Genomic DNA, 21,290 nt, shown 5'->3' with positions numbered 1-21,290 from the left:
TTTTTGCATGGAGTCGGGCAGTGAATCCCCCAGCGGGTGGGACAAGAAGCTGAGCGTTTTCTCCTGTTTCCTCCCCAGCACTACAGCAACGACTTTTCTGATTTATTGGGATTGATTCCCTTCTTTTATTATACTAAAATGTTTAATAAGTATAATAAAAGAGGGGGAGAGAGAATGAACAAGCTGGTTGTGATTACAGGCGTGACGCGTGGATTGGGCAGGGCGATGGTCGAGCGTTTTCACGAAGCAGGCTGGACGGTTGCAGGCTGCGGTCGTTCGGAGAAAGAGGTGCAAGAACTACGTCAACAATTCGGGGGAACGCATCATTTTTCTGTCGTCGACGTTTCGGTGATGGAGCAGGTGGAAAAGTGGGCAGAGGAAGTGAGAACTCAGGCGGGAGTTCCCGATCTGTTGATTAACAATGCCTCCATTATTAACCGGAACAGTCCAGTCATTGGTCTTGCGCCAAGTGAGTTTTCCAGGGTCATGGACATCAATGTAAATGGTGTTTTCTATGTGATTCACTCCTTTTTACCGTCTATGGTTCAGCGCGCAAATGGCGGAGTCGTCGTAAATATCAGCTCCTACTGGGGAAGAAACGGGGAAGCGTTTTTATCGCCGTACTGCGCATCGAAGTTCGCCATCGAAGGATTGACGCAGTCATTGGCAGCGGAATTGCCTGAGGGAATGGCAGCAGTGGCGCTTGATCCAGGAGGCAGTATCGATACTTCCATGCTCCAATCATGCTCGCCAGAAGATGTGGAGACTGCACCGAATCCGGTAGAATGGAGCCATGTTGCAGTACCGTACATGATGGGGCTCGGTCCGCAAGACAACGGGAAGTCGCTCACCTGCCCGCCCGTTAGAATCAACTGAATCACTTTTGATGCTTTCACAGGCTGTCGAGGATATCTCGGCAGCTTTTTTGTATGAAAAAAATCTCCCGTGTAAGGGAGACCTTGTTCATGGAGACTCATTCAGTTTAGGCTTTCCAGCTTGTATCAAAACCTTATTTTTCCCTAATAACATAGCCAGTATTAAAATGAATATCCCCGTTGCAACCAAGAGCCACTCAATTTGAACAACATCTGCGATCGGTCCAAAAATTAGCATACCCATTGGCATCATCGAAGTAGAAATCATGCCAAACACACCAAATATTCTTCCCAAATAGTTTTCATCCACTTTCTCTTGAACCAGGACCATTGTTGGGGTATTGAAAATGGGCATAGCTACTCCAAATAGAGCCATGAAGACTAGATAAATCCAAAAGTTCGGAATGATACCAAGGGCTAGTGTGCAGGCACCCATGATAAAGCTCGCCAAAGTCATGGTATGGACTCTGTTTGTAAAGCCGCCCCACGAGGCAATAATTCCTCCGCCAGCCATCATCCCGATTGAAAAAGCAATTTCGATTGCTGTTAAGCGCCAAACCTCGTCGCCGAAGCTGCGTGTAACCTGCAGTGGCGTCAAAAATGCGGCGGGTGCCATCAAGATAAAGAAGAAGGCGAAGAATAGAAAGAATTTCTTCAGAAAATCATTGTTTTTAATGTACACTAATCCTTCTTTAAAGTCGCTGAAATAGCTCGTTTTTTGTATTTCAGAAGCCTTTTCGTGTAAAGGAATCCTTAGAAAGACGAGCAACGTAACGATGGCAAGCAATGCGGTAATGACATCGATAAAGAAAATCATTTCAATGGTAGACATGGTAAGTAATGCAGCGCTCACCATTGGAGATACGAACATAATTACAGCATGCAAGCTTCCGTTTATTCCATTGATTCTCGTCAGTTGGTCGCTTGGTACGATTTGCGGCAAAATAGCGCCGACAGCCGGGGTTTGGATACCTGCTCCGACTGCACGAATCGCAGCCATGAGAAAGAGCAGCCAAGTGGCATTGTAGCCCATTAAAAAGACGATCGCGAGTATAAGCGTTGCAATGGCGATCATTGCATCCGCATAAATGATCAGCAATTTGCGATTGTAGCGGTCTGCCCATACTCCCGCAATGGGGGATAACAGAAAAGTAGGGATGAAGCCGCAAATGATATATAACGTCATCATGATACCGGATTGCGTATTCAGCGTTATATACCACATCATCGCATATTGAACTAAAGATGATCCAAAAAGCGAAATCGCCTGACTGCTTAGAAAGAGAATAATGTTCTTTTTCCAACGGGGGTTTGGCGATGCTTGATCGTTAATTGTTGTCACTCCCTATTTACCTCGCTTTCCAGTTGCTATATACATAATAGGTATATATCGTAGCATATTTCGCATTGCGAATGGTTCTCTCAGATTGCTATTTAGGCTACCCGACTGTCATAAATAAATCTCAGGTAATACAAACCTCCACTTTCTTTTTCGATTTTTTCACTTCTATAAAATTTTTTGAAAAATATTGCGATCTTTTTCCACCATTTTCCGTCATATATAGGTGTACAAGCAAAAAGGCGATAGCTGCGCAGCGTACCTTTTTGAAAATGTAGCCCTGGATACAGGTTTTTCACATATGGGGAGGAAGACAGATGCAGGACGACAGGCTGATCATTGAGGAGGTCCTCCAGGGGAACAAAGAGGCATATTCTCAGATCATACAAAAATATAACAAAAGGGTCAGATTGCTCATTCGCAAAATGATCGGGCAGCCGCATCTTGAGCAGGACATCGCTCAGGAGATCTTTATCAAGGTGTATTACCATTTAGGTGAGTACAGCAAAAGCTACGAATTCGGTGCCTGGCTCTACAGGATCGCGACCAATTATTGCTTCGACGAGCTGCGAAACCGCAAACGGTCGATCGTGGTAACAGACGCAGAAATTGAGCTGTCTACGAATCAAACACCTGAACTGGACTACCTTGCCAAAGAGCAGAAAGTCTTTTTACAAAATAGAATGATGTCCCTGGAGTCCAAATACCGCGTCGTCCTGGAACTGCGTTACCTTCAATTTTTGAGCTATGAGGAAATTAGCGAGGAGCTGGATGTTCCCATCAGTACGGTGCGAACACGTCTCTCCAGAGGCAAGGCCAAGCTCAGAAATGCCATTGCGAATTCGGGTAAAGGAGGGGACCTCCACCTATGACATGCTTGGATAAGTTTATGCTGAATGCGTATTTGGAAGACTCACTTCCATTGCGAATGAAACAAGAAGTTCAACGGCATCTGGATACATGCAGCTGGTGCCAGAGCAAATTCGAGCAATATTTGGATGAGCTGGATACATCCGATGATGCTGCGGAAGATGTATGGCAGACGGAGGCCACCATCCAAAATGTCATGGACAAGCTCCCTGCCTACCCGATGAACGTACTCAAACTCAAACCAATACAAAAACAACCGGTTCAAATAAATTGGAAAAAGCGGAGTGTGGATATTGTGAAGAAAACAACGATTGCAGTTGCGGGATTGGCTATGGTGGTCACATTCGGAACAGCCGTTTCTCCTACATTTGCGAACTATATGAATGGAATCTATGCGTCAATCAATCCGAGTGAAATCACGATAACAAAAGGTCCTTACGATGCGAAACAAGTAGTTGACCTGTTTGATAAAAAGCAGACAGACTTAGGCGTGAAGAAAGCAGCGGAATATGGTTTTGTACAGCCGCTCGGGATGAAGGTGACAGACCAGGGGCTGACCATGGAAATAAGTGCGGTTGTAGCTGATCCGTCGCGTATTTTGGTTCTGGGCTCGGTGACCGACAAGTCAGGCAAAAAGATTCCTTCATTCTGGAATGATCAGTTCACGATTATTTCAGGTAGCAATGTTCATGAATTCAGGGAAATTCGACTCAAGGATAAAAATGGAAAAGTAATCACGAGATTAGATGACAAAACAAGGGAAACAGTATCATGGCTGCCGCTTCCGAACGGTGAAAATTTCCAATACGGGGGAAGCATGGATGCATACTTTGACGAAGCGAATCCAATGCCGGACGAGCTCATACTGGAAATGCGCGTGAAGCGTCTGACAGATACAAAAGGCACGTGGAGCTTCGATATCCCGATTGATATGCGACCAGGAAAGGCAGCCATGAAAACAGTAGCGTTGAACAAGCAGCTGGACACCCCGACCGGGACGACAGTAGAACTGAAGCAAGCTCGCTTCACCCCCACTGGTACGGAATTGGAGTTCTTAACAAGCAAGCCGGATGAGAAACTGGCTGGTATTCGTTACGAGCTGGTAGATGAAACAGGTACGGTAGTGGGCAAATGGGATGATCTGATGAGCTTTGAAGATATGGATCACAATCTCATTCTCATCGGACAGAGCAACGGCGCGGGGCTTGACTTTAAAACAAAAAAACCAAATACGAGCTGGTATCATACGTACATGCCGCTAGATCCGGCAAAGAAACTGACATTAAAGCTCGATGCAGTATATATAACAGAAAAGTCTACGTTCGAAGCAAAGCTGCCATTCGCTGAGCTGGAAAAGAAACCGATTACCGTCAAAAGCGACGGAAATGAGTTTACTTTTAAATCCGTGAAGAAGAATACCAACGACATGGATAATCTGTATTACCTGATTGAAGTAGAGGGCAAGCTTGCCAATGATATGCTCGGAATGCAAGACTATTGGGATGTGTCCACTGATAAGGATAAGGATAAGGATGATGATGGGGGAAGGGGCATATTCACTTTCGACCAGAAGGTTAAAGAGGGAAGTGCACTCAAATTCACAGGCAAGCTAAAGGTTTGGAGTGAAAGTCCAGATGTGACGGAAATGACCGTTAGCTTCGACGAGATGTACAAAGAGCATAAAGTGAATTGGGAAGTGCCAATCAAGGGAGAAAAGAAGTAGTGTCATGAACAAGCCGCTCGTTCCTGTAAAAGGATCGGGCGGCTTCTTTGTAGTTGAAATCAGTATTTGGCAATCTCAGTTCGTTGTTCCCTATGATAATAAGCATGGAACAGACAAAGCAGGACCGAGGCGGCAGAGACAAGCGTTGCCAGGAACAAGGTTGGCTGAATGCCTCCATTGTCATACATGAATCCCATAGCCAATGGCCCCAAGAGCCTTCCGCCTGTTGTAATCGCCCCAACTACTCCCAAATAAAACGGTGCATTCTCTCCAGTTTTTTCCGATATAAAAGTAGGAATAGTGGGCGAGATGAGCATTTCTCCAAAAGTCGTGATAACCATTCCGACAACAAATGCGTAATAACTACCGTGGTAGACAAGCATACACCCAAAACCGACAGCATACGCAATTGCACTGACGACGAGTTGGGCTGACAAGCTCTGATTCAGCAGCCGCTTGATCCAGGACGTGATGGGCTGCCCGGCAAAAATGATAATGCCGTTAATGGTCCACAGCCAGCTATACGAAGACAGAGGCATACCCTGCTCTGTAATATAAGGTGCTACACCTGTGTTCCAAACCGTGTTGGAAAAGAAAATGAGTGCTGCGCCTAATGCCATAAACAAGTACAATTGGTAGCGCAACAGCAGGGTAAAGTTGTTCTTCTCGCGGTGCTTTTGTTGTTCCTCCTGTTGCTCTCCGACCAGATCTTGATGCGAAATATTCTTCATAAACAGGAAGAAGAACAAGGCAAACAACAAGGTGCTCGTGCTGTTGAACCAAAAAGTAAGCTGGAAGGATAAAGTGGCAATGACGCCAGCCAACGCGGTACCGATTGCCATCCCTAAATTATTGCCGACGTAGACGATGTTAAATAATTCTCGGCGCTGCTCTTTCCAGCGAAAACCGATAAAAGCCTGAATGGCAGGAAACGACAGGTTGAACGTAAAACCAAGCCCCATCATGAGGAACAGGTAGACAGGCCAGCTCTGAACGAAAGGAATGGAAAATTGAATAAGGCCTTGAATAATCAATGCGCCAACAATAAGGCGCTTGGCACCTAGCCGATGAAATAACGATCCGCCGATGAATTGCCCGAAGATTCCAGCCAAAGATTGGATCATCAGAACGAACCCGGCTTCCGTCATCGAGCGTTGCAAAATGGTATGTACGTATAAGGTAGTAAGCGGCCACATAAAAGCACTACCGGAGGAGTTAATAAAGCTGGCGATGAGGAAGAAAATGGCCTCACGCGGATAGCGATTGAGGAAAGCTGACGGTGATATCACGTGAATGCACCCCTGACCATTAAGGATAAGAATAGTATATCTAATATTCTAAACTTTGTAAACTTAAATGTATGTAATGTCACAGGTACCCAAATAAAGGCTGCTCCACTTTCCGCGAATTCGAGTATACTAAACAAAGTGGAGAGATAACATCAACTGAGGATATAGAGAATAAAGGTGGACATTATGAGAATATGGAAACGAGTGTTGCTTCTATTGCTTGTCGTGATGGCTGCGACAGCTGGATATTACGGATACTCTTTTTATCAATTTGCTCAAAATATTCAAGAACCTAACATCGCACCGCCGCCAAGTGGTGGTAATTCCACCAAAGCTGCTGAAATACCAGAGTGGGATGGCAAGGAACGTGTCAATATCCTGCTGATGGGAGTAGACCGCAGAGGCATGAAAAATAACGGGCTTCCTCGTTCTGATTCGATGATGCTCGTCAGCATCGATCCTACAGGGAAACGTTATGATATGTTCTCAATCCTGCGTGACACGTATGTAGACATTCCCGGTAAAGGCAGCTCGCGGATTAACTCTGCGATTGTAGAAGGTGGACCTGAACTGGCAATGGAAACGGTTAGTCAGTTTACTGGGCTTCCGGTGGATCGTTATGTGATTACCGACTTTGAAGGCTTCAAGGCTCTGATTGATGCAATTGGCGGAGTCGAGATCGATGTAGAAAAAAACATGTACTATCATGACCCGACTGACAAAGGCGAGTATGACATTAATTTGAAGAAGGGTCTGCAGACGCTGGATGGAGACAAAGCGTTGCAATACGTTCGTTTCCGCCATGATGCGACCTCAGATTATACACGGACAGAGCGTCAGCGCAAATTGATGTCCGCAGTTGCGAATCAGATGAAGAACGGCACGACGCTGATTCAACTTCCTACGATTTTGAAGGAAGTAACTCCGTACATTCAAACCAATATCAGTTCGGTGGACATGCTGAAGCTATCTGCGCTCGGATTAAAATTAGACACGTTACAACCAGGCAACTACCAATTGCCGCCGATGGGGATGTTCCGTGAATCGAATCGGGCTGGCTCTGTTTTGATTCCAGATGTCGATCAGGTTCAGTCATTCATCCAAGAAAAAATGGCACCTCCTACAGAAACGACGACCATTCAACCTGTGGGAGAAAATAAAAACAGCACGCAAAACTAAGCGTGCTGTTTTTTTGTGTTTTTTAGGAAAGACTAACCATGATTTTCTAAGTGCTGAGGTGACAATGCCGATGGATCGGGAAAGTGCACGCAATTGGTTTACGCATACACACGACTTGATCACTGAACACATCGACGAGCCTGAAGGGCGCGTGAGACTTTTCTTTTTATCCACCATGGCGGATGCCAAGGTTGTTTACAGTGAGCTTATCCCGAAGCTGCGCGAGATTTGTTTGGAGGAAAGCGGAATTGAAGAGGTAGGTCGGCATTTAGGAGCTTCTAGTAGCAACCGGGTTTTTGATGAAGGGGGAGCCATTGAGCGTTTACTTAGCGGTCATATTGTCGTTCAAGTGGAAGGGGCGTCCTACGGCGTGTCTTTTCCCAGCGACGGAACTGTTGGCAGAAGTATTCAAGCACCCGAAATCGAAACAGTTGTACTCGGTCCACAGATCGCCTTTGTAGAAGAACTGAATGTGAACATCTGCATCATCCGAAAATATATGTCTACACCAAAATTGTTCCATGAACGATTGAACGTGGGAAAAAGCATACAGATGGATGTGTCGATCCTGTATTTGAGCGGAACGGCAGATGAGGAAAATGTGAATACGGTGCGTCAACGCATTCAAGATTTGGAATTGGACAGCAGTCTGGATTCTACCATACTGGCACAGCATATCGCAGACAATGAGAAATCTTTATTTCCTACTCTTCAGCAAACAGAGCGTCCAGACCGTGTCGTACATGGATTGCGACAAGGACAGATTGCCATACTCGTGGAGGGGAGCCCGTTCGCTTTGCTCGGGCCAACCACCCTGCTGCAATTTTTTCAGTCACCAGATGATTATTACTTGCGTTGGAGTCTGGCTACCTTCAACAGGCTCATGCGTACCTTTGCCATGATTTTGTCCCTGATCCTGACGCCAATCTATGTGGCTGCGCTGACCTATCATTACGAGATGATTCCGGCTGATCTCTTGCTTTCCCTCGCGCAATCACGCTCCCGTGTACCGTTTCCGCCGCTGTGGGAGGCAATTTTGATGGAGCTGATCATTGAGCTTTTGCGGGAAGCGGGGGCAAGGCTGCCGACCAAGGTTGGTCAAACGATTGGTATCGTGGGCGGTATTGTTATCGGACAGGCAATCGTTCAGGCTGGATTCACCAGCAATATCTTGATTATTATCGTTGCCCTCGGTGCTTTGTCTTCCTTTATTGCGCCTAGCTATATGATCGGTTCGACGATCCGGGTTGTTCGATTTCCAATGATTTTGCTGGCGGGCATGCTGGGGGCATTGGGTATTGTGGCCGGATTTAGCTATCTAGCCAGTCATTTGCTGCGTCAAACCAGCTTGGGTCGTCCGTACATGTACCCCATTTACCCCGTGCGCTATTCTGATTGGAAAGATGGCTTTATTCGCGCTCCATTATCCTCCCTTTCCGAACGCCTCAAGTTTTTTACACCAGAACGAGTACATCGTTTTGACAGGAGAAAAGCCAAAGAGAAGAAAGACATTGACGAGTAAGCGAGGCTGCTATGAACATAAACATCGAAGTAAGCAAGGGCAATACTATATCGGCATATCTTGCGGGGATTCTTGTGCATGGCGCTCAGCTTGGGATGGGCATTCTGGGCTTCCAGCGAATCATTGCCAAGGAAGCGGGGCACGATGCCTGGATTTCTGTCATATTCGCAGCCCTGTTGACTCATCTTACGGTGTTGATCATTAACAAGACCTTGCAAAAATACCCCTCAGCCGATATTTACGGAATTCAGGAAGATGTGTTTGGAAAGTGGCTAGGAACAGGCATCAGCATCATTTATTTGACCTATTTTTTTGTGTCGGCTGGAGTCATTATGCGTACCTACATCGAAGTTGTCCAAACCTGGGTGTTTCCGAATTTGCCTACGTGGATTCTGTCTGGAATCATCCTTTTTCTAGCGTTTTACACAATAGTAGGAGGAATAAGAGTCATAGCAGGCTATGCGTTTTTTTCCATTATGGTCACGATATGGCTAATACTTGATTTGTATTTCCCCTTGAAATTTGCACGTTGGGAATATTTGCTTCCCATCATGGACACCAGTCTAGAGAACCTTTTCAATGGAATGATTGCCATGTCTTTGACGAGTGCCGGCTTTGAGATTCTCTACGTTGTCTATCCCTATGTCCAAAATAAAGATAGGGTACACAAAAGTGCCCAGTACGGGGTGCTGGTGACGTATCTGATCTATTTGCTTGTCATGATTGTGGCGCTGGTCTTTTTTAGTCAGGGTCAGCTCATGCGAACGATCTGGGCGACGCTCAATATGCAAAAAATGGTGTATCTCCCCATTCTGGAAAGATTTGAGCTGGTTGTCATTTCGTTGTGGCTTCTCGTGATTTTGCCGAATATCATGCTGTATTTGTGGTCTTCTGCCCGGGGACTCAAGCGCTTGTTCGGATTCAACCTGCGTCATTCGTTGTATTGGATTATACCCGTGATTTATGTAGCTTCCTTGACGCTATTGTCCAGGCAGGAGATGAGCCGGATGACGAATTTATTCTCCCAAATAACCCTGTACATGATTTACGTGTACCCTTATTTTTTGTACTTCATGGTCTTGCTGAAGCAGCGAAGGCAACGGGCGAAACCAACCAGCAAAGGAGAGAGTGCCTGATGCTGCCTGATCGAAAACATTGGATACGATTATCCAAACGGCTTTTTGCGGTGTGGTGTTCTAGTGTCCTCATCATGGCAGGCTGTACAGATCGGCAAATTTTTGATGAGACAGGACTCGCCACGGCTGTTGGCTATGATCTGTTAAAGGATGGAAACATTCGTGGGACAGCGATCATGCCCTCGATTAATCCAGAGGCCAAACAAAAGATACAGCTGTTCTCAGCCACCGGTGAAACGAGCAAAGGTATTCGGGATCGGATTAATTTACAATCAGATAAAAAAGTGTTGGGCGGGCAGATTCGTGTCGCACTCTATAGTGAAAACCTGGCAAAACGTGGACTTGGCAGTATCGTTGACACGTTATATCGGGATTCCTCTATTTCCAGCAGGGTTTATCTTTGCGTATTTGAAGGCGAAACCTATGATATGTTTACGTATCCCTATTCAGAACAAGGCAATATCGGAATCTATCTATATCGTATGATTGAGCAAAATATTGAAGGGGAAAAAATTCCGTCTTCCACCATGCATGAGTTTTTTCGGGCTTATTATGACAAAGGGATCGACCCGATCATGCCGTACATTGCAAAAAAGGGAAATGAGCTGCAAATCAAAGGTATCGCATTATTTCATGGGGAGCGTTATGTAGGGTGGATCACACCCAAGGAAGCCTTTTTAATCAAGCTCATGCATGGAAAATTCAGCATTGGCAGCTACGATACTTCTGTCCCTGCTCATATTTTTGGCGATGAGCAAAAGAGCCGCGGAAGTAAAAAAGACCATGTGCAGCTTGTCTTTGACACGATTGCCAGCCAATCAAAAATCGAGCTGACTCAAGTATCTCCCCCGGTCTTTGATGTTTACATCCGATTAAATGCGCGGATATTGGAATTAACTCTTCCGCTGAAGCTGGAGAATGCAAAGCTGATGAAAATCATGGAACATGCATTGGAGGAAGAGATCGAAAAAGAGCTGCAAAAAATAGTCCGCAAATTGCAGGGGCTGGATGTCGATCCCGCTGGTTTCGGGATGGTGTATCGTGCAAATAGAAGAGGGATGGCAAACATGACGCAAGCCGAGTGGAGAAAAATGTTCAAGGAAGCCACGTTTCGTTTTCAAGTAAAGTCAACGATTATTCGCAATGGCGTCATGGATTAAAAAAACTTTTCCTGCTATTACTATTGACGTGATATTTTTAAAAAGGATATAATCCGTTTTGTATCATCATGAAATAGAAAAAACGAACATTATACGTAGATATCTTTCTTATCAAGAGAGGCGGAGGGACAGGCCCTATGAAGCCCGGCAGCCGGTTCATTTTCGAATGAACGTCGCGGTGCCAATTCCTACAGGATCGTGTGGATCTTGTATAGATGAGAAGGGTGGATGCGAACGTATACATTGCGTTGCAGCCCCTTTTTCGTTTATGAAAAAGGGGATTTTACGTTTTTTAAGGAGCCATAAAGATTTTGGTCGGGAGGTGGATGTGTTGATCCAACTGCGTCATTTGCATAAAAGCTATCAAGTACAGGGTAAAACCATCCCAGCGTTAATGGGGATCGACCTTTCCATAGAAAAAGGAGAAATATACGGGATTATCGGACACTCCGGTGCAGGAAAAAGTACATTAATCCGATGCATCAATTTGCTGGAGCGCCCTACTTCGGGGGAAGTTATTATTAACGGCGTCGATTTGACGAAGCTGGATGAAAGGAAGCTGCAAGAAAAGCGCCGCGAAATCGGCATGATTTTTCAGCACTTTAACTTGCTGTCTTCTTCGACAGTTGGCGAGAATGTCGCTTTCCCACTCAAGCTGGCAAAGCGTCCGAAGGCAGAGATTGATAAGAAAGTAACAGAGCTGTTGAAGCTGGTTGGCTTGGAGGCACATAAGGACAAATATCCGTCCCAGCTGTCTGGCGGACAGAAGCAGCGTGTCGGGATTGCCCGGGCGCTCGCGAATGATCCAAAAGTGCTGCTCTGTGACGAAGCTACCTCGGCCCTCGATCCGCAGACGACGAACTCGATTCTGGCACTCCTCTTGGACATCAACCGCAAGCTGGGCTTGACGATTGTGTTGATTACGCACGAGATGCACGTCATTCGCTCCATTTGTGATCGTGTTGGCGTGATTGATGGAGGTAAGATCGTCGAGTCGGGTAACGTATTGGATGTATTCCTTCGTCCGCAGCATCCAACGACACAAGAATTCGTGGAACAAGTAGCGGATTCTACTGAGCTGCGAGAAGCAGTTGAGCACGAAAAAGCCGCGGGGAACCGCACGATTGCTCGTGTCACCTTCCTCGGTGAAAAAACGTACCAGCCGATCCTATTCCAAACGATGCAAGAAACCGGTACGGTGTTCAGCATTTTGCAGGGAACCATTTCTCGTATGAAGGACACGCCATATGGTCAGTTGGTGATCGAGCTGGAAGGCGATGCTGCACAGAACCAAAAGACCATCGAGATGCTGCGCCAACGTGGCTTGGAAGTAGAGGTGATATAAATGGACTGGACATTCGAAAATGTGGATTGGGCTGAAATCGGCGAAGGTACGATGGATACGCTCACGATGCTCGGCTTTTCCACCCTGTTTACCGTCCTGATTGGTTTGCCGCTGGGAATCATTCTGTTTTTGACGTCACGCGGGCAGCTTTTGCAAAACCGCACTTTTTATACGATCGCATCCTTTATCGTCAACGTATTGCGCTCGGTACCGTTTATCATTTTGATGATCTTGTTGATTCCTGTGACGAAAATGATCGTAGGAACCTCACTCGGGGTGCTTGGTGCCATTCCGCCGCTGGTGTTCGGTGCCGCTCCGTTTTTCGCACGTTTGGTGGAAACCTCTTTGCGTGAGATTGATAAAGGCGTGATTGAGGCAGCTCAGTCCATGGGTGCTTCCAATTGGCAGATCGTCTGGAATGTTCTTTTGCCAGAGTCAAGATCAGGCCTGATCGCGGGTATTACGATCACGACGGTTACGCTGGTATCCTACACAGCAATGTCTGGGGTAATTGGCGGTGGTGGTTTGGGTGACTTGGCGATCCGTTACGGATATCAGCGTTTCCAAACCGATGTTATGATTGTGACTGTTGTTATTTTGCTGGTGATGGTACAGATCTTACAATCGCTGGGGGACCGTCTGGTTCTCAAGTTCAGCCGCAAGTAGGATCTTTCCATATAGGTTTTCTAAAAATAAGACTAAATACATGCAAGGGGGAAATCATTCATGAAAAAGCTAGTCGTATCTGTACTTTCTACTGTATTGGCATTTTCTTTGGCAGCTTGCGGAGGCAAAACAGAAACAGCACCTGCTCCAGCTGAAGGTGGCGCACAAGGCGGACAACAGGAAGTAACATTGAAGGTAGGCGCTTCTCCCGTTCCACACGCAGCAATCTTGAAGCTGGTTCAACCAAAACTGAAAGAACAAGGCGTGAACCTGGAAATTCAAGAGTTCACCGATTACGTACAACCTAACGTTCAATTGAACGAGAAACAACTCGACGCTAACTTCTTCCAACACAAGCCTTATCTGGAAGACTTCAATAAAGGACAAAACATGAGCCTGGAGCCAGTAGTGGCAGTACACATCGAGCCATTCGGCGCTTACAGCAAAAAAGTAAAATCTGTGGATGAATTAGCTGATGGTGCAACTATCGCACTGCCTAACGATCCAACAAACAGCGGTCGCGCACTGGCACTTCTGGAGAAAAACGGCGTGATCAAGCTGAAAGAAGGCGCTGGCATCAGCGGTACCGTGAAAGACGTTGTTGAGAACAAGAAAAACCTGAAGTTCAAAGAAGTAGAAGCAGCAATGCTGCCACGCGTTCTGGAAGAAGTAGATCTGGCATTGATCAACACCAACTATGCGCTGGAAGCAAAGCTCGTTCCAACCAAAGATGCTCTGTTTATTGAAGACAAAGAATCACCATATGCGAACTTCCTCGTAGCTCGTCCTGACAACAAGGATTCCGAAGCGATTCAAAAGCTGGTGAAAGAACTGAACTCACCTGAAGTGAAAAAGTTCATTGAAGATGAATACAAAGGCGCGATTATTCCAGCGTTCTAAAGAAAAAATAATAATTGATCGATCAACGAAACCCAACTGGCTCAAGAAGCTGGTCGGGTTTTATTTTTGTTTATAATATAATGAATTTTTATAAAATTTAGTTAAATCTATCCTAACCCCGTTTTCAAGACTTTTCCAGTCGAGTATATTGTGGTTGATATGAGAAAATATAGATAAGGGGGAATATTCAGATGAAACTAAATTTTAAAGTGTTTCTTGGCGCGATGCTGGTTGCCGGAAGCGTATTGGCTGGATGCTCCACAGGTACACAGCCTGCAGGACAGACAACTACAGCCCCACCTGCACAAGGAACAACAACGCCTGCCCAAAAGCCTGCAGATGCAAAAGCACAGGTATTTCGGGCGAATATTACAAGTGAGCCATCCACAGCGGACCCCGGTCTTGCGAAGGATGCCACCTCAGGAGCTATTGTTCGTGCTACCTTTGACGGCTTGACTCGCTTCGATGAGAATTCCAAGCCCATTAATTCGGTAGCGTCCGATGTAAAGCTCTCGGATGACAAACTGGTGTATACGTTCACGCTCCGCGATTCCAAATGGAGCAATGGTGATCCAGTAACAGCACATGACTTCGTGTTTGCCTGGAAGCGTGCACTCGACAAGACTTTTGGTGCTGAGTATGCGTACCAGCTGTACTACATTAAAAATGCGAAGCTGATTCACGAAGGCAAAGCTAAGGTTGACGATCTCGGTGCGAAGGCAATCGATGACAAAACACTGGAAGTCACGCTGGAGAATCCAACGCCATACTTCCTGGAGCTGACGGCTTTCTACACCTACTACCCGGTTAACCAAAAAGTAGTGGAAGCTAATCCAAACTGGGCAAAAGAAGCAGCGACGATCGTGAGCAACGGTCCGTTCAAAATGACGGCGTGGGAGCACAAGAGCAAGATCGTCCTCGAAAAGAATGAGCACTACTGGGATAAAGACGTAGTGAAGCTGGGTCGCATTGAGTTCTCGATGATTGAGGATGATAATACAGCCCTGTCCATGTTCGAAAACGGTGAGCTGGATTGGGCAGGTCAACCGCTCGGCGGACTTCCAACCGATGCGATTCCATCCCTGAAGGAAGCGGGCAAGCTGGTTGTCCATCCAAAAGCGACCATGTATTGGTACAAGATGAATACGACAAAAGGGCCGCTCAGCAATGTGAAGATTCGTAAAGCATTGTCCTTATCAGTTGATCGTCAGACGATCGTAGACAACATCACCCAAGTTGGTCAAGTACCAACGATGGGGATGCTGCCGCAATCCATGATTATCAATAAGGATGGCTACTTCAAGGATAACGATGTAGAAACGGCGAAAAAGCTGTTGGAAGAAGGCATGAAGGAGCTTAACCTGACAAAGCTGCCAACCATCACGCTGTCCTACAATCCAACCGATCGACACAAGAAAATTGCCGAAGCGATTCAGGACCAATGGAAACAAAAGCTTGGCATTGAAGTAAAGCTCATGGTGAAAGAGTTCGCCGTTCACTTGCAGGATTTGCATGAACTCAATTATGAGATTGGTCGTATTGGCTGGAATGCAGACTTTAACGATCCGATGAACTACCTGGAAATGTTCCGTGAGAAAACAGGAGGAAACAACGACACGGGCTGGGAAGATCCGCGCTATCAAGAGCTGCTGAAGCAAGCTGCGGTAGAAACGGACGCAGAGAAGCGCAAGCAGCTGTTTGCAGAAGCTGAGCAAATCTTCATGGATGCCATGCCTCTGATCCCACTGTTCACGGATGTCGATGTATGGGTGCAAAGTGAAAAGGTGAAAGGCGTTCAGGTGGATGGACTCGGATTTATTGACCTGAAGTGGGCAGAAATGACGCAATAACGTTACTAACAAAAATCCCGAGGACAGGACAATGCCTGGTCTCGGGATTTGTTTTTTGTTTTTAGTAGCCAAAATCAAGTGTTTTGCCTGTCTCCGCATACGTCTTGATCGCGGATAGCATCATCGGCCAATTGCTGCTGGCGCTTGCGTGGGAGGGGTGGTTCTTTGTCCATTGATCCTGGATCAGGGTCAGCTTGGTGCAGCCGCCAATCGGTTCTAAGGTAATCGTGACGCGAGACTCCAATTCCGCATGATTCTCGTAGTAGGTAGGACCAGGATGTTCAGTAAAACTGAAAATGCGATTTGGTTCCAGCTGCAAAAACTTTCCGTAAACATGCACCGTCTCGTCACCGTCTTTTCCAGGACCAACATAAGCCAACTCGTCCCCTACTTGAAAAGTCGAACGGATCGTACAACCGAAGAAAGTACTCTGCACGCCTTCATCGGAAGTAAGGACATGCCAGACTTGCTCTGGTGTAGCACCAATATAGAAATCAAATCGAAGATCCATCGTTTTACCTCCTGAATTTTTCATTTGGGAATTGTAATCGGTTCTCCCAACTACTATTCTTACTATAAGAAGATTTTGGTAGTGTGTATTGTAAAAACACGACAGGAGGACGCGTCTTGGATAATCAGACTGCCAAGCTCCCAAAGGGTGTTCTGCATGCCTTGATCGGACAGAAGAAATTTTCGCTTGTCAGATATGAGCCATCTGCAGCAATCAGCTATTTCGTGCAGCACTACTGGATCGTGCGGTGGGATTTGCGTACAGAGCAACCCTACTCACAAACAGTACTGGCTCACCCCAATGTGAATCTGGTGTTTGAAAAAGGAGCAACTGGCATTTTTGGTGTAGCCCGTACGACTTCCTCGCATCTGTTAGAGGGGCAAGGTCAGGTTTTCGGGGTGAAATTCACGCCGGGAGGTTTTTATCCTTTTCTGAATGCACCTGTGTCAAAGCTCAGCGGCACTTCTACGAGTCTGGAAGCAGTGTTTGGTGTTACGACAGAGCCGTTAGAAGCTGAAGTGCTGAGCCTGTCCGATGATGAGCAAATGGTTAAACGGGTAGAAGCCTTTCTATTAGAACACTTGCCGAACCCCGACCCGAATGTAGCGCGCATTAGTGAAATCGTCAGGATGATTCAGGCTGATCGGTCCGTGCTAAAGGTCGAGGATGCGGTACAGTTGACCGGAATGAGCATACGGACGATGCAGCGCTTGTTTGATCGCTATGTAGGTGTTAGCCCGAAGTCGGTTATCCAAAGATATCGACTGCATGAAGCAGCAGAGCAGATTGACCAGGGAACGGTCGAAGATTGGCTCGATTTGTCTACCTCTCTCGGCTACTACGATCACTCTCACTTCATTAGAGACTTTCGAGCAATTGTCGGCGTAGCTCCGATTGAGTATCGACGCATCCAAGTTTAATCATAGTGAACCCTTTCGGCTGATGCCTGGAGGGGTTCTTTTTCTGTCTCCCAACAGCTGCATAGTTTTCCTTATGAGAGGCATACTTCTTGATGATGAAAATATGAAATTTATTTCCTTTAATATAATTTGATGTTTGAATAAAACATAATTAATTTTACTTAAAATGTCTTCAATATTACTAAAAATGCAGTATATTGTTTGAGTAGCGTTCAATGAATTTTTACCGATAGAAAAAAGGGGGTCAACACCATGAAAAAAAGCGTTTTTGCAGCAATGAGTTCTATTCTGGTTCTTAGTGCGGCGCTGGCTGGCTGTGGCGGTGGCGGTGGTGAGAAAGCAGGCGAGCAAGGCAATGCTTCTAAGGAGCAAGCAAGCGGTCCTAAAGAATTGAGAATGAACATGATGTCCGAGCCACCAACTGCTGACCCTGCATTGGCTGAGGATTCTACTTCCAGTGCGGTTCTGCGTGCAACGTTTGATGGTCTCACCCGTATTGGCGAAGATGGCAAACCACATCCATCTGTAGCAGAAAAAATCGACGTATCCGAAGATGGTCTTACTTATACATTCACCCTGCGTGACAGCAAATGGAGCAACGGGGATGCAGTTACTGCAAAAGATTTCGAATACGCTTGGAAGCGAGCGCTCGATCCGAAGACAGCTTCTAACTACTCCTACCAATTGTATTACCTGAAAAATGCAGAAGAATACAACAAGGGTAAAGCAAAAGCTGAAGATGTTGGCGTAAAAGCGACAGACGATAAAACACTCGTCGTAACATTGAATAACCCAACCCCATTCTTCTTGGAGCTGACTGCGTTCTATACGTACTACCCAGTTAACCAAAAAGTGGTGGAAGGCAATGAAAAATGGGCGGGCGAAGCAGCTACACACGTAGGTAACGGTCCATTCAAAATGGAGACATGGGAACATAAGAGCAAAATGGTTCTCGTGAAGAGCGACACCTACTGGGATAAAGACGTTGTAAAACTGGACAAGCTCAACTTCTCCATGGTTGAGGACGCGAATACAGAACTGTCCATGTTCGAGAATGACGATCTGGATTGGTCCGGAGCTCCTTTGAGCTCACTTCCTACTGATGCGATTCCTGCATTGAAAGAATCCGGCCAAATGCAAACGCGCCCGATCGCGGGTACGTACCTGTACAAATTCAATACGGAAGTTCCGCCGTTCAACAACGCGAAAATCCGTAAGGCGTTTGCGTATGCCATTGATCGTAAATCCATCATCGACAACATCACGCAAGCAAATCAAGAGCCTGCAATGGGTCTGATCCCGCCAACAATGGCAGTGGCAACAAGCCCGTACTTCAAAGATGGCGATGTAGAAACAGCGAAAAAATTGCTGGAAGAAGGTATGAAGGAAGAAGGAATCACCAAGCTGCCTACCCTGACACTTTCCTACAACACGTCTGAAAATCATAAGAAAATTGCCGAAGCGATCCAAGACCAATGGAAAAAAGCATTCGGTGTAGAGATTAAGCTGGAGAACAAGGAATGGAAAGTATTCTTGGAGGATGTGAACCAAGGTAAATTCCAAATCGCACGTTCCAGCTGGACTGGCGACTACAACGATCCATACACGTTCCTGGACCTGTTCAAGGACAAAGATGGCGGCAACAACGACACGAAATGGGAAAATCCGAAGTACAAAGAGCTGCTGAACCAATCTGCTCTGGAAAAGGACCCAGAAAAACGCAAACAAATCCTGGCACAAGCGGAAGCCATTTTCATGGACGAAATGCCAGCAGTTCCAATCTACTACTACACGCATTCTTATGTGAAAAAAGACAATGTAAAAGGTGTAGTACTCGACGGTCTCGGATTCGTAGACTGGAAATGGGCAGACATTCAATAAGAAAAAGCGCATAGCTTGTTCGATAAAAAAGGAGGGTGCTACGGCACTCTTCTTTTTTTGTAAACGATTTTAGAGGGCATCAAAACAAGATGATGATTGACGATGACATAAAATATTATAAAATTATAAATTAAAACACTATTAAAATTTTAATGAACGTACGTGAAAGTGTTTGAACGAACAAACATATCAATGGTACGGGTGGAAAACCACACCTCTGAAAAACCTTGATATTACACGGTTTTTATTGAAATTTTAACGAAAGGAATGTTTTGGAAAAAATATTTATCGGTCAATTTATTTTATAATTCGTTAATTATCTTTATAAATAAATAAAAATTTATTAAATCATTCTAAAACATATTTAAAAAATATATAAAACCATGTATATTGATAAAAGATTTAGAAAAGGGGGATTACTTGTATGAAAAAGAATGTTTTCGTGGCAATGAGTTCTATCCTCGTTCTTGGTGCGGCACTCGCAGGATGCGGTGGCGGTAACCAGGCGGCACCGGCAGATAGCAATGCTTCCGGAACAAAGACTGAAAATTCTGCACCGGCAACCGGCGCTAAAGTATTGAAATTGAACCTGCATTCCGAGCCACCAACAGCTGACCCAGGTCTTGCGGAAGATACAACTTCCAGCACGATTATCACAGCTACCTTTGAAGGTTTGACTCGCGTAGGTAAAGACGGTAAATATCACCCAGCAGCAGCAGAGAGCTACACTGTTTCTGATGACGGTAAAAAATATACATTCAAAATTCGTGATAACAAATGGAGCAATGGCGACCCTGTAACAGCAAAAGATTTCGAATATGCCTGGAAGCGCGCTCTTGATCCAAAAACAGCTTCTAACTATGCATACCAGCTGTACTATGTGAAGGGCGGAGAAGCCTTCAACAAAGGTACTGGTAAAGCAGAAGACGTTGGTGTTAAAGCAATTGACGATAAAACGCTCGAAGTAGAACTGACTAACCCAACTCCATTCTTCTTGGAACTGGTAGCTTTCAAAACATACTTCCCAGTTAACCCAAAAGTAGTAGAAGGCAATGAGAAATGGGCTACTGATGCGAAAACAGTTATTGGTAACGGTCCATTCAAAATGGATTCTTGGGAGCACAAGAGCAAGCTCGTCGTTTCCAAAAACGACAACTACTGGGATAAAGACAACGTAAAATTGGACAAGATCGAATTCTCCATGGTAGAGGACGAGAATACTGAGCTGTCCATGTGGGAAAACGGTGAACTGCACTGGGCAGGCGCTCCAACTTCTGCGTTGCCAACTGACGCGATCCCGGCTTTGAAAGACTCCGGCAAAATGACAACTCAGCCAATCGCGGGTACTTACTTCTACCGTTTCAACACAGAAAAACCACCGTTTAACAACGCAAAAATCCGTAAAGCGTTTGCTTATGCGATCGATCGTCAAAGCCTGATCGACAACATCCTGCAAGCTGGTCAATTGCCTGCAACAGGCTATGTACCACCAAGCATGGTGCTGAACAAAGATGGCTTCTTCAAAGACAATGACCTTGAAACAGCGAAGAAGTTGCTGGATGAAGGTATGAAAGAGGCAGGCATTAGCAAATTCCCTGCTATCACTCTTTCCTTCAACACTTCCGAAGGCCACAAAAAGATTGCTGAAGCAATCCAAGACCAATGGAAGAAAAACCTCGGAGTAGACGTGAAGCTGGAAAACAAAGAGTGGAAGGTATACCTGGAAGACGTACACCAAGGTAACTACCAAGTCGCTCGTGCTGGCTGGTTGGGTGACTTCAACGATCCAATCAACTTCCTGGAAATGTTCAAGGAAAAAGACGGCGGAAACAACGATACGAAGTGGGAAAATCCGAAGTACAAAGAACTCTTGAACCAATCCGCGCTGGAGCAAGATCCAGAAAAACGTAAAGCAATCCTGGCGCAGGCTGAGCAAATCCTGATGGATGAAATGCCAGTTATGCCAATCTACTTCTACACCAACTCTTGGGTTAAGAGCGATCAAGTTCAAGACGTACTCATCGATGGCCTGGGTGCTGTAGACTACAAATACGCAGATCTCGTAGAAAAGAAATAATAGTTTAAGCAAGAAAAAGAAGAGCGGTGCTTTATTCGCCTCTCTTC

Annotated in this window: 17 protein-coding genes and 1 riboswitch; of the genes, 14 read left to right on the top strand and 3 right to left on the bottom strand. The window is 45.7% G+C overall.

All coding sequences use genetic code 11. The features are described 5' to 3' along the window. Nucleotides 1-174: 174 nt before the first annotated feature. Nucleotides 175-876 carry an SDR family oxidoreductase gene (locus AB1L17_RS28590; RefSeq protein WP_412848304.1) on the top strand — a complete coding sequence of 234 codons (702 nt, stop codon included), beginning with the start codon at nt 175-177 and terminating at the stop codon, nt 874-876. A gap of 87 nt (nt 877-963) precedes the next feature. Here AB1L17_RS28590 and AB1L17_RS28585 read toward each other — a convergent pair whose 3' ends face one another. Continuing rightward, on the bottom strand, nt 964-2,217 hold the full coding sequence (locus AB1L17_RS28585) for an MFS transporter (RefSeq protein ID WP_412848303.1): 1,254 nt from the start codon (nt 2,215-2,217) through the stop codon (nt 964-966). A 314-nt stretch (nt 2,218-2,531) separates the two neighbouring features. On the opposite strand from AB1L17_RS28585, the gene AB1L17_RS28580 reads away from it, so the two are divergent. Further along, nucleotides 2,532-3,086 (top strand): RNA polymerase sigma factor, encoded by a 555-nt coding sequence (locus tag AB1L17_RS28580; RefSeq protein ID WP_412848302.1) that lies wholly within the window; start codon nt 2,532-2,534, stop codon nt 3,084-3,086. Next, nucleotides 3,083-4,807 (top strand): DUF4179 domain-containing protein, encoded by a 1,725-nt coding sequence (locus AB1L17_RS28575; RefSeq protein ID WP_412848301.1) that lies wholly within the window; start codon nt 3,083-3,085, stop codon nt 4,805-4,807. Before AB1L17_RS28580 ends, AB1L17_RS28575 begins: the two co-directional genes overlap by 4 nt. A gap of 59 nt (nt 4,808-4,866) precedes the next feature. Here the strand turns inward: AB1L17_RS28575 and AB1L17_RS28570 are convergent, their stop codons facing one another. Beyond that, entirely contained in the window at nt 4,867-6,096 is a 1,230-nt protein-coding gene (locus tag AB1L17_RS28570) for an MFS transporter (protein WP_412848300.1), read from the bottom strand. 186 nt (nt 6,097-6,282) lie between these two features. Between AB1L17_RS28570 and AB1L17_RS28565 the strand changes: the two genes are divergently transcribed. The 8 genes from AB1L17_RS28565 (at nt 6,283) to AB1L17_RS28530 (ending at nt 15,854) form a co-directional block, all read left to right on the top strand. Next, nucleotides 6,283-7,275, top strand: a complete 993-nt coding sequence (locus tag AB1L17_RS28565; protein ID WP_412848299.1) for an LCP family protein — start codon at nt 6,283-6,285, stop codon at nt 7,273-7,275. Between the two features lie 70 nt (nt 7,276-7,345). Then, entirely contained in the window at nt 7,346-8,797 is a 1,452-nt protein-coding gene (locus AB1L17_RS28560; protein WP_412848298.1) for a spore germination protein, read from the top strand. 11 nt (nt 8,798-8,808) lie between these two features. Next, nucleotides 8,809-9,933, top strand: a complete 1,125-nt coding sequence (locus tag AB1L17_RS28555) for a GerAB/ArcD/ProY family transporter (protein WP_412848297.1) — start codon at nt 8,809-8,811, stop codon at nt 9,931-9,933. Continuing rightward, nucleotides 9,933-11,093 carry a Ger(x)C family spore germination protein gene (locus AB1L17_RS28550; protein WP_412848296.1) on the top strand — a complete coding sequence of 387 codons (1,161 nt, stop codon included), beginning with the start codon at nt 9,933-9,935 and terminating at the stop codon, nt 11,091-11,093. Before AB1L17_RS28555 ends, AB1L17_RS28550 begins: the two co-directional genes overlap by 1 nt. 105 nt (nt 11,094-11,198) lie before the next feature. After that, nucleotides 11,199-11,315, top strand: a riboswitch (SAM riboswitch). A 109-nt stretch (nt 11,316-11,424) separates the two neighbouring features. Further along, on the top strand, nt 11,425-12,438 hold the full coding sequence (locus tag AB1L17_RS28545; protein WP_412848295.1) for a methionine ABC transporter ATP-binding protein: 1,014 nt from the start codon (nt 11,425-11,427) through the stop codon (nt 12,436-12,438). Next, complete coding sequence (locus tag AB1L17_RS28540; protein ID WP_412848294.1) at nt 12,439-13,104, top strand: methionine ABC transporter permease; 666 nt, start codon at nt 12,439-12,441, stop codon at nt 13,102-13,104. A 60-nt stretch (nt 13,105-13,164) separates the two neighbouring features. Next, nucleotides 13,165-14,004 carry a MetQ/NlpA family ABC transporter substrate-binding protein gene (locus AB1L17_RS28535; protein ID WP_412848293.1) on the top strand — a complete coding sequence of 280 codons (840 nt, stop codon included), beginning with the start codon at nt 13,165-13,167 and terminating at the stop codon, nt 14,002-14,004. Between the two features lie 191 nt (nt 14,005-14,195). Then, nucleotides 14,196-15,854, top strand: a complete 1,659-nt coding sequence (locus AB1L17_RS28530) for a peptide ABC transporter substrate-binding protein (RefSeq protein WP_412848292.1) — start codon at nt 14,196-14,198, stop codon at nt 15,852-15,854. Between the two features lie 61 nt (nt 15,855-15,915). Here the strand turns inward: AB1L17_RS28530 and AB1L17_RS28525 are convergent, their stop codons facing one another. Beyond that, entirely contained in the window at nt 15,916-16,365 is a 450-nt protein-coding gene (locus tag AB1L17_RS28525) for an SRPBCC family protein (RefSeq protein WP_412848291.1), read from the bottom strand. 116 nt (nt 16,366-16,481) lie between these two features. Here AB1L17_RS28525 and AB1L17_RS28520 point away from each other — a divergent pair, with 116 nt between their 5' ends. The 3 genes from AB1L17_RS28520 to AB1L17_RS28510 all read left to right on the top strand — a co-directional run bounded on the left by AB1L17_RS28520 (nt 16,482) and on the right by AB1L17_RS28510 (nt 21,243). Further along, nucleotides 16,482-17,285: an AraC family transcriptional regulator gene (locus tag AB1L17_RS28520; protein WP_412848290.1), complete on the top strand. Its 804-nt coding sequence runs from the start codon at nt 16,482-16,484 to the stop codon at nt 17,283-17,285. Nucleotides 17,286-17,537: 252 nt separating this feature from the next. Further along, the gene (locus AB1L17_RS28515) at nt 17,538-19,166 is read left to right on the top strand and encodes a peptide ABC transporter substrate-binding protein (protein WP_412848289.1); all 1,629 of its coding nucleotides are present in this window, start codon (nt 17,538-17,540) and stop codon (nt 19,164-19,166) included. Between the two features lie 424 nt (nt 19,167-19,590). Further along, entirely contained in the window at nt 19,591-21,243 is a 1,653-nt protein-coding gene (locus AB1L17_RS28510) for a peptide ABC transporter substrate-binding protein (protein ID WP_412848896.1), read from the top strand. The last annotated feature ends 47 nt before the right edge of the window (nt 21,244-21,290 follow it).

The sequence above is a fragment of the Brevibacillus jepli genome (assembly GCF_047229145.1).
Taxonomy (GTDB): Bacteria; Bacillota; Bacilli; order Brevibacillales; family Brevibacillaceae; genus Brevibacillus.
The sequence above is the reverse complement of the archived record's forward strand: the minus strand, read 5'-3'. Positions and strand labels throughout refer to the sequence as shown.

Bases quoted from the DNA above. Each gene is read 5' to 3' on its own strand.
- AB1L17_RS28550 (WP_412848296.1), top strand. From the start codon at position 9,933: ATGCTGCCTGATCGAAAACATTGGATACGATTATCCAAACGGCTTTTT.
- AB1L17_RS28580 (WP_412848302.1), top strand. From the start codon at position 2,532: ATGCAGGACGACAGGCTGATCATTGAGGAGGTCCTCCAGGGGAACAAA.
- AB1L17_RS28565 (WP_412848299.1), top strand. From the start codon at position 6,283: ATGAGAATATGGAAACGAGTGTTGCTTCTATTGCTTGTCGTGATGGCT.
- AB1L17_RS28555 (WP_412848297.1), top strand. From the start codon at position 8,809: ATGAACATAAACATCGAAGTAAGCAAGGGCAATACTATATCGGCATAT.
- AB1L17_RS28575 (WP_412848301.1), top strand. From the start codon at position 3,083: ATGACATGCTTGGATAAGTTTATGCTGAATGCGTATTTGGAAGACTCA.
- AB1L17_RS28530 (WP_412848292.1), top strand. From the start codon at position 14,196: ATGAAACTAAATTTTAAAGTGTTTCTTGGCGCGATGCTGGTTGCCGGA.
- AB1L17_RS28525 (WP_412848291.1), bottom strand. From the start codon at position 16,365: ATGGATCTTCGATTTGATTTCTATATTGGTGCTACACCAGAGCAAGTC.
- AB1L17_RS28590 (WP_412848304.1), top strand. From the start codon at position 175: ATGAACAAGCTGGTTGTGATTACAGGCGTGACGCGTGGATTGGGCAGG.
- AB1L17_RS28510 (WP_412848896.1), top strand. From the start codon at position 19,591: ATGAAAAAGAATGTTTTCGTGGCAATGAGTTCTATCCTCGTTCTTGGT.
- AB1L17_RS28560 (WP_412848298.1), top strand. From the start codon at position 7,346: ATGGATCGGGAAAGTGCACGCAATTGGTTTACGCATACACACGACTTG.
- AB1L17_RS28540 (WP_412848294.1), top strand. From the start codon at position 12,439: ATGGACTGGACATTCGAAAATGTGGATTGGGCTGAAATCGGCGAAGGT.
- AB1L17_RS28515 (WP_412848289.1), top strand. From the start codon at position 17,538: ATGAAAAAAAGCGTTTTTGCAGCAATGAGTTCTATTCTGGTTCTTAGT.
- AB1L17_RS28535 (WP_412848293.1), top strand. From the start codon at position 13,165: ATGAAAAAGCTAGTCGTATCTGTACTTTCTACTGTATTGGCATTTTCT.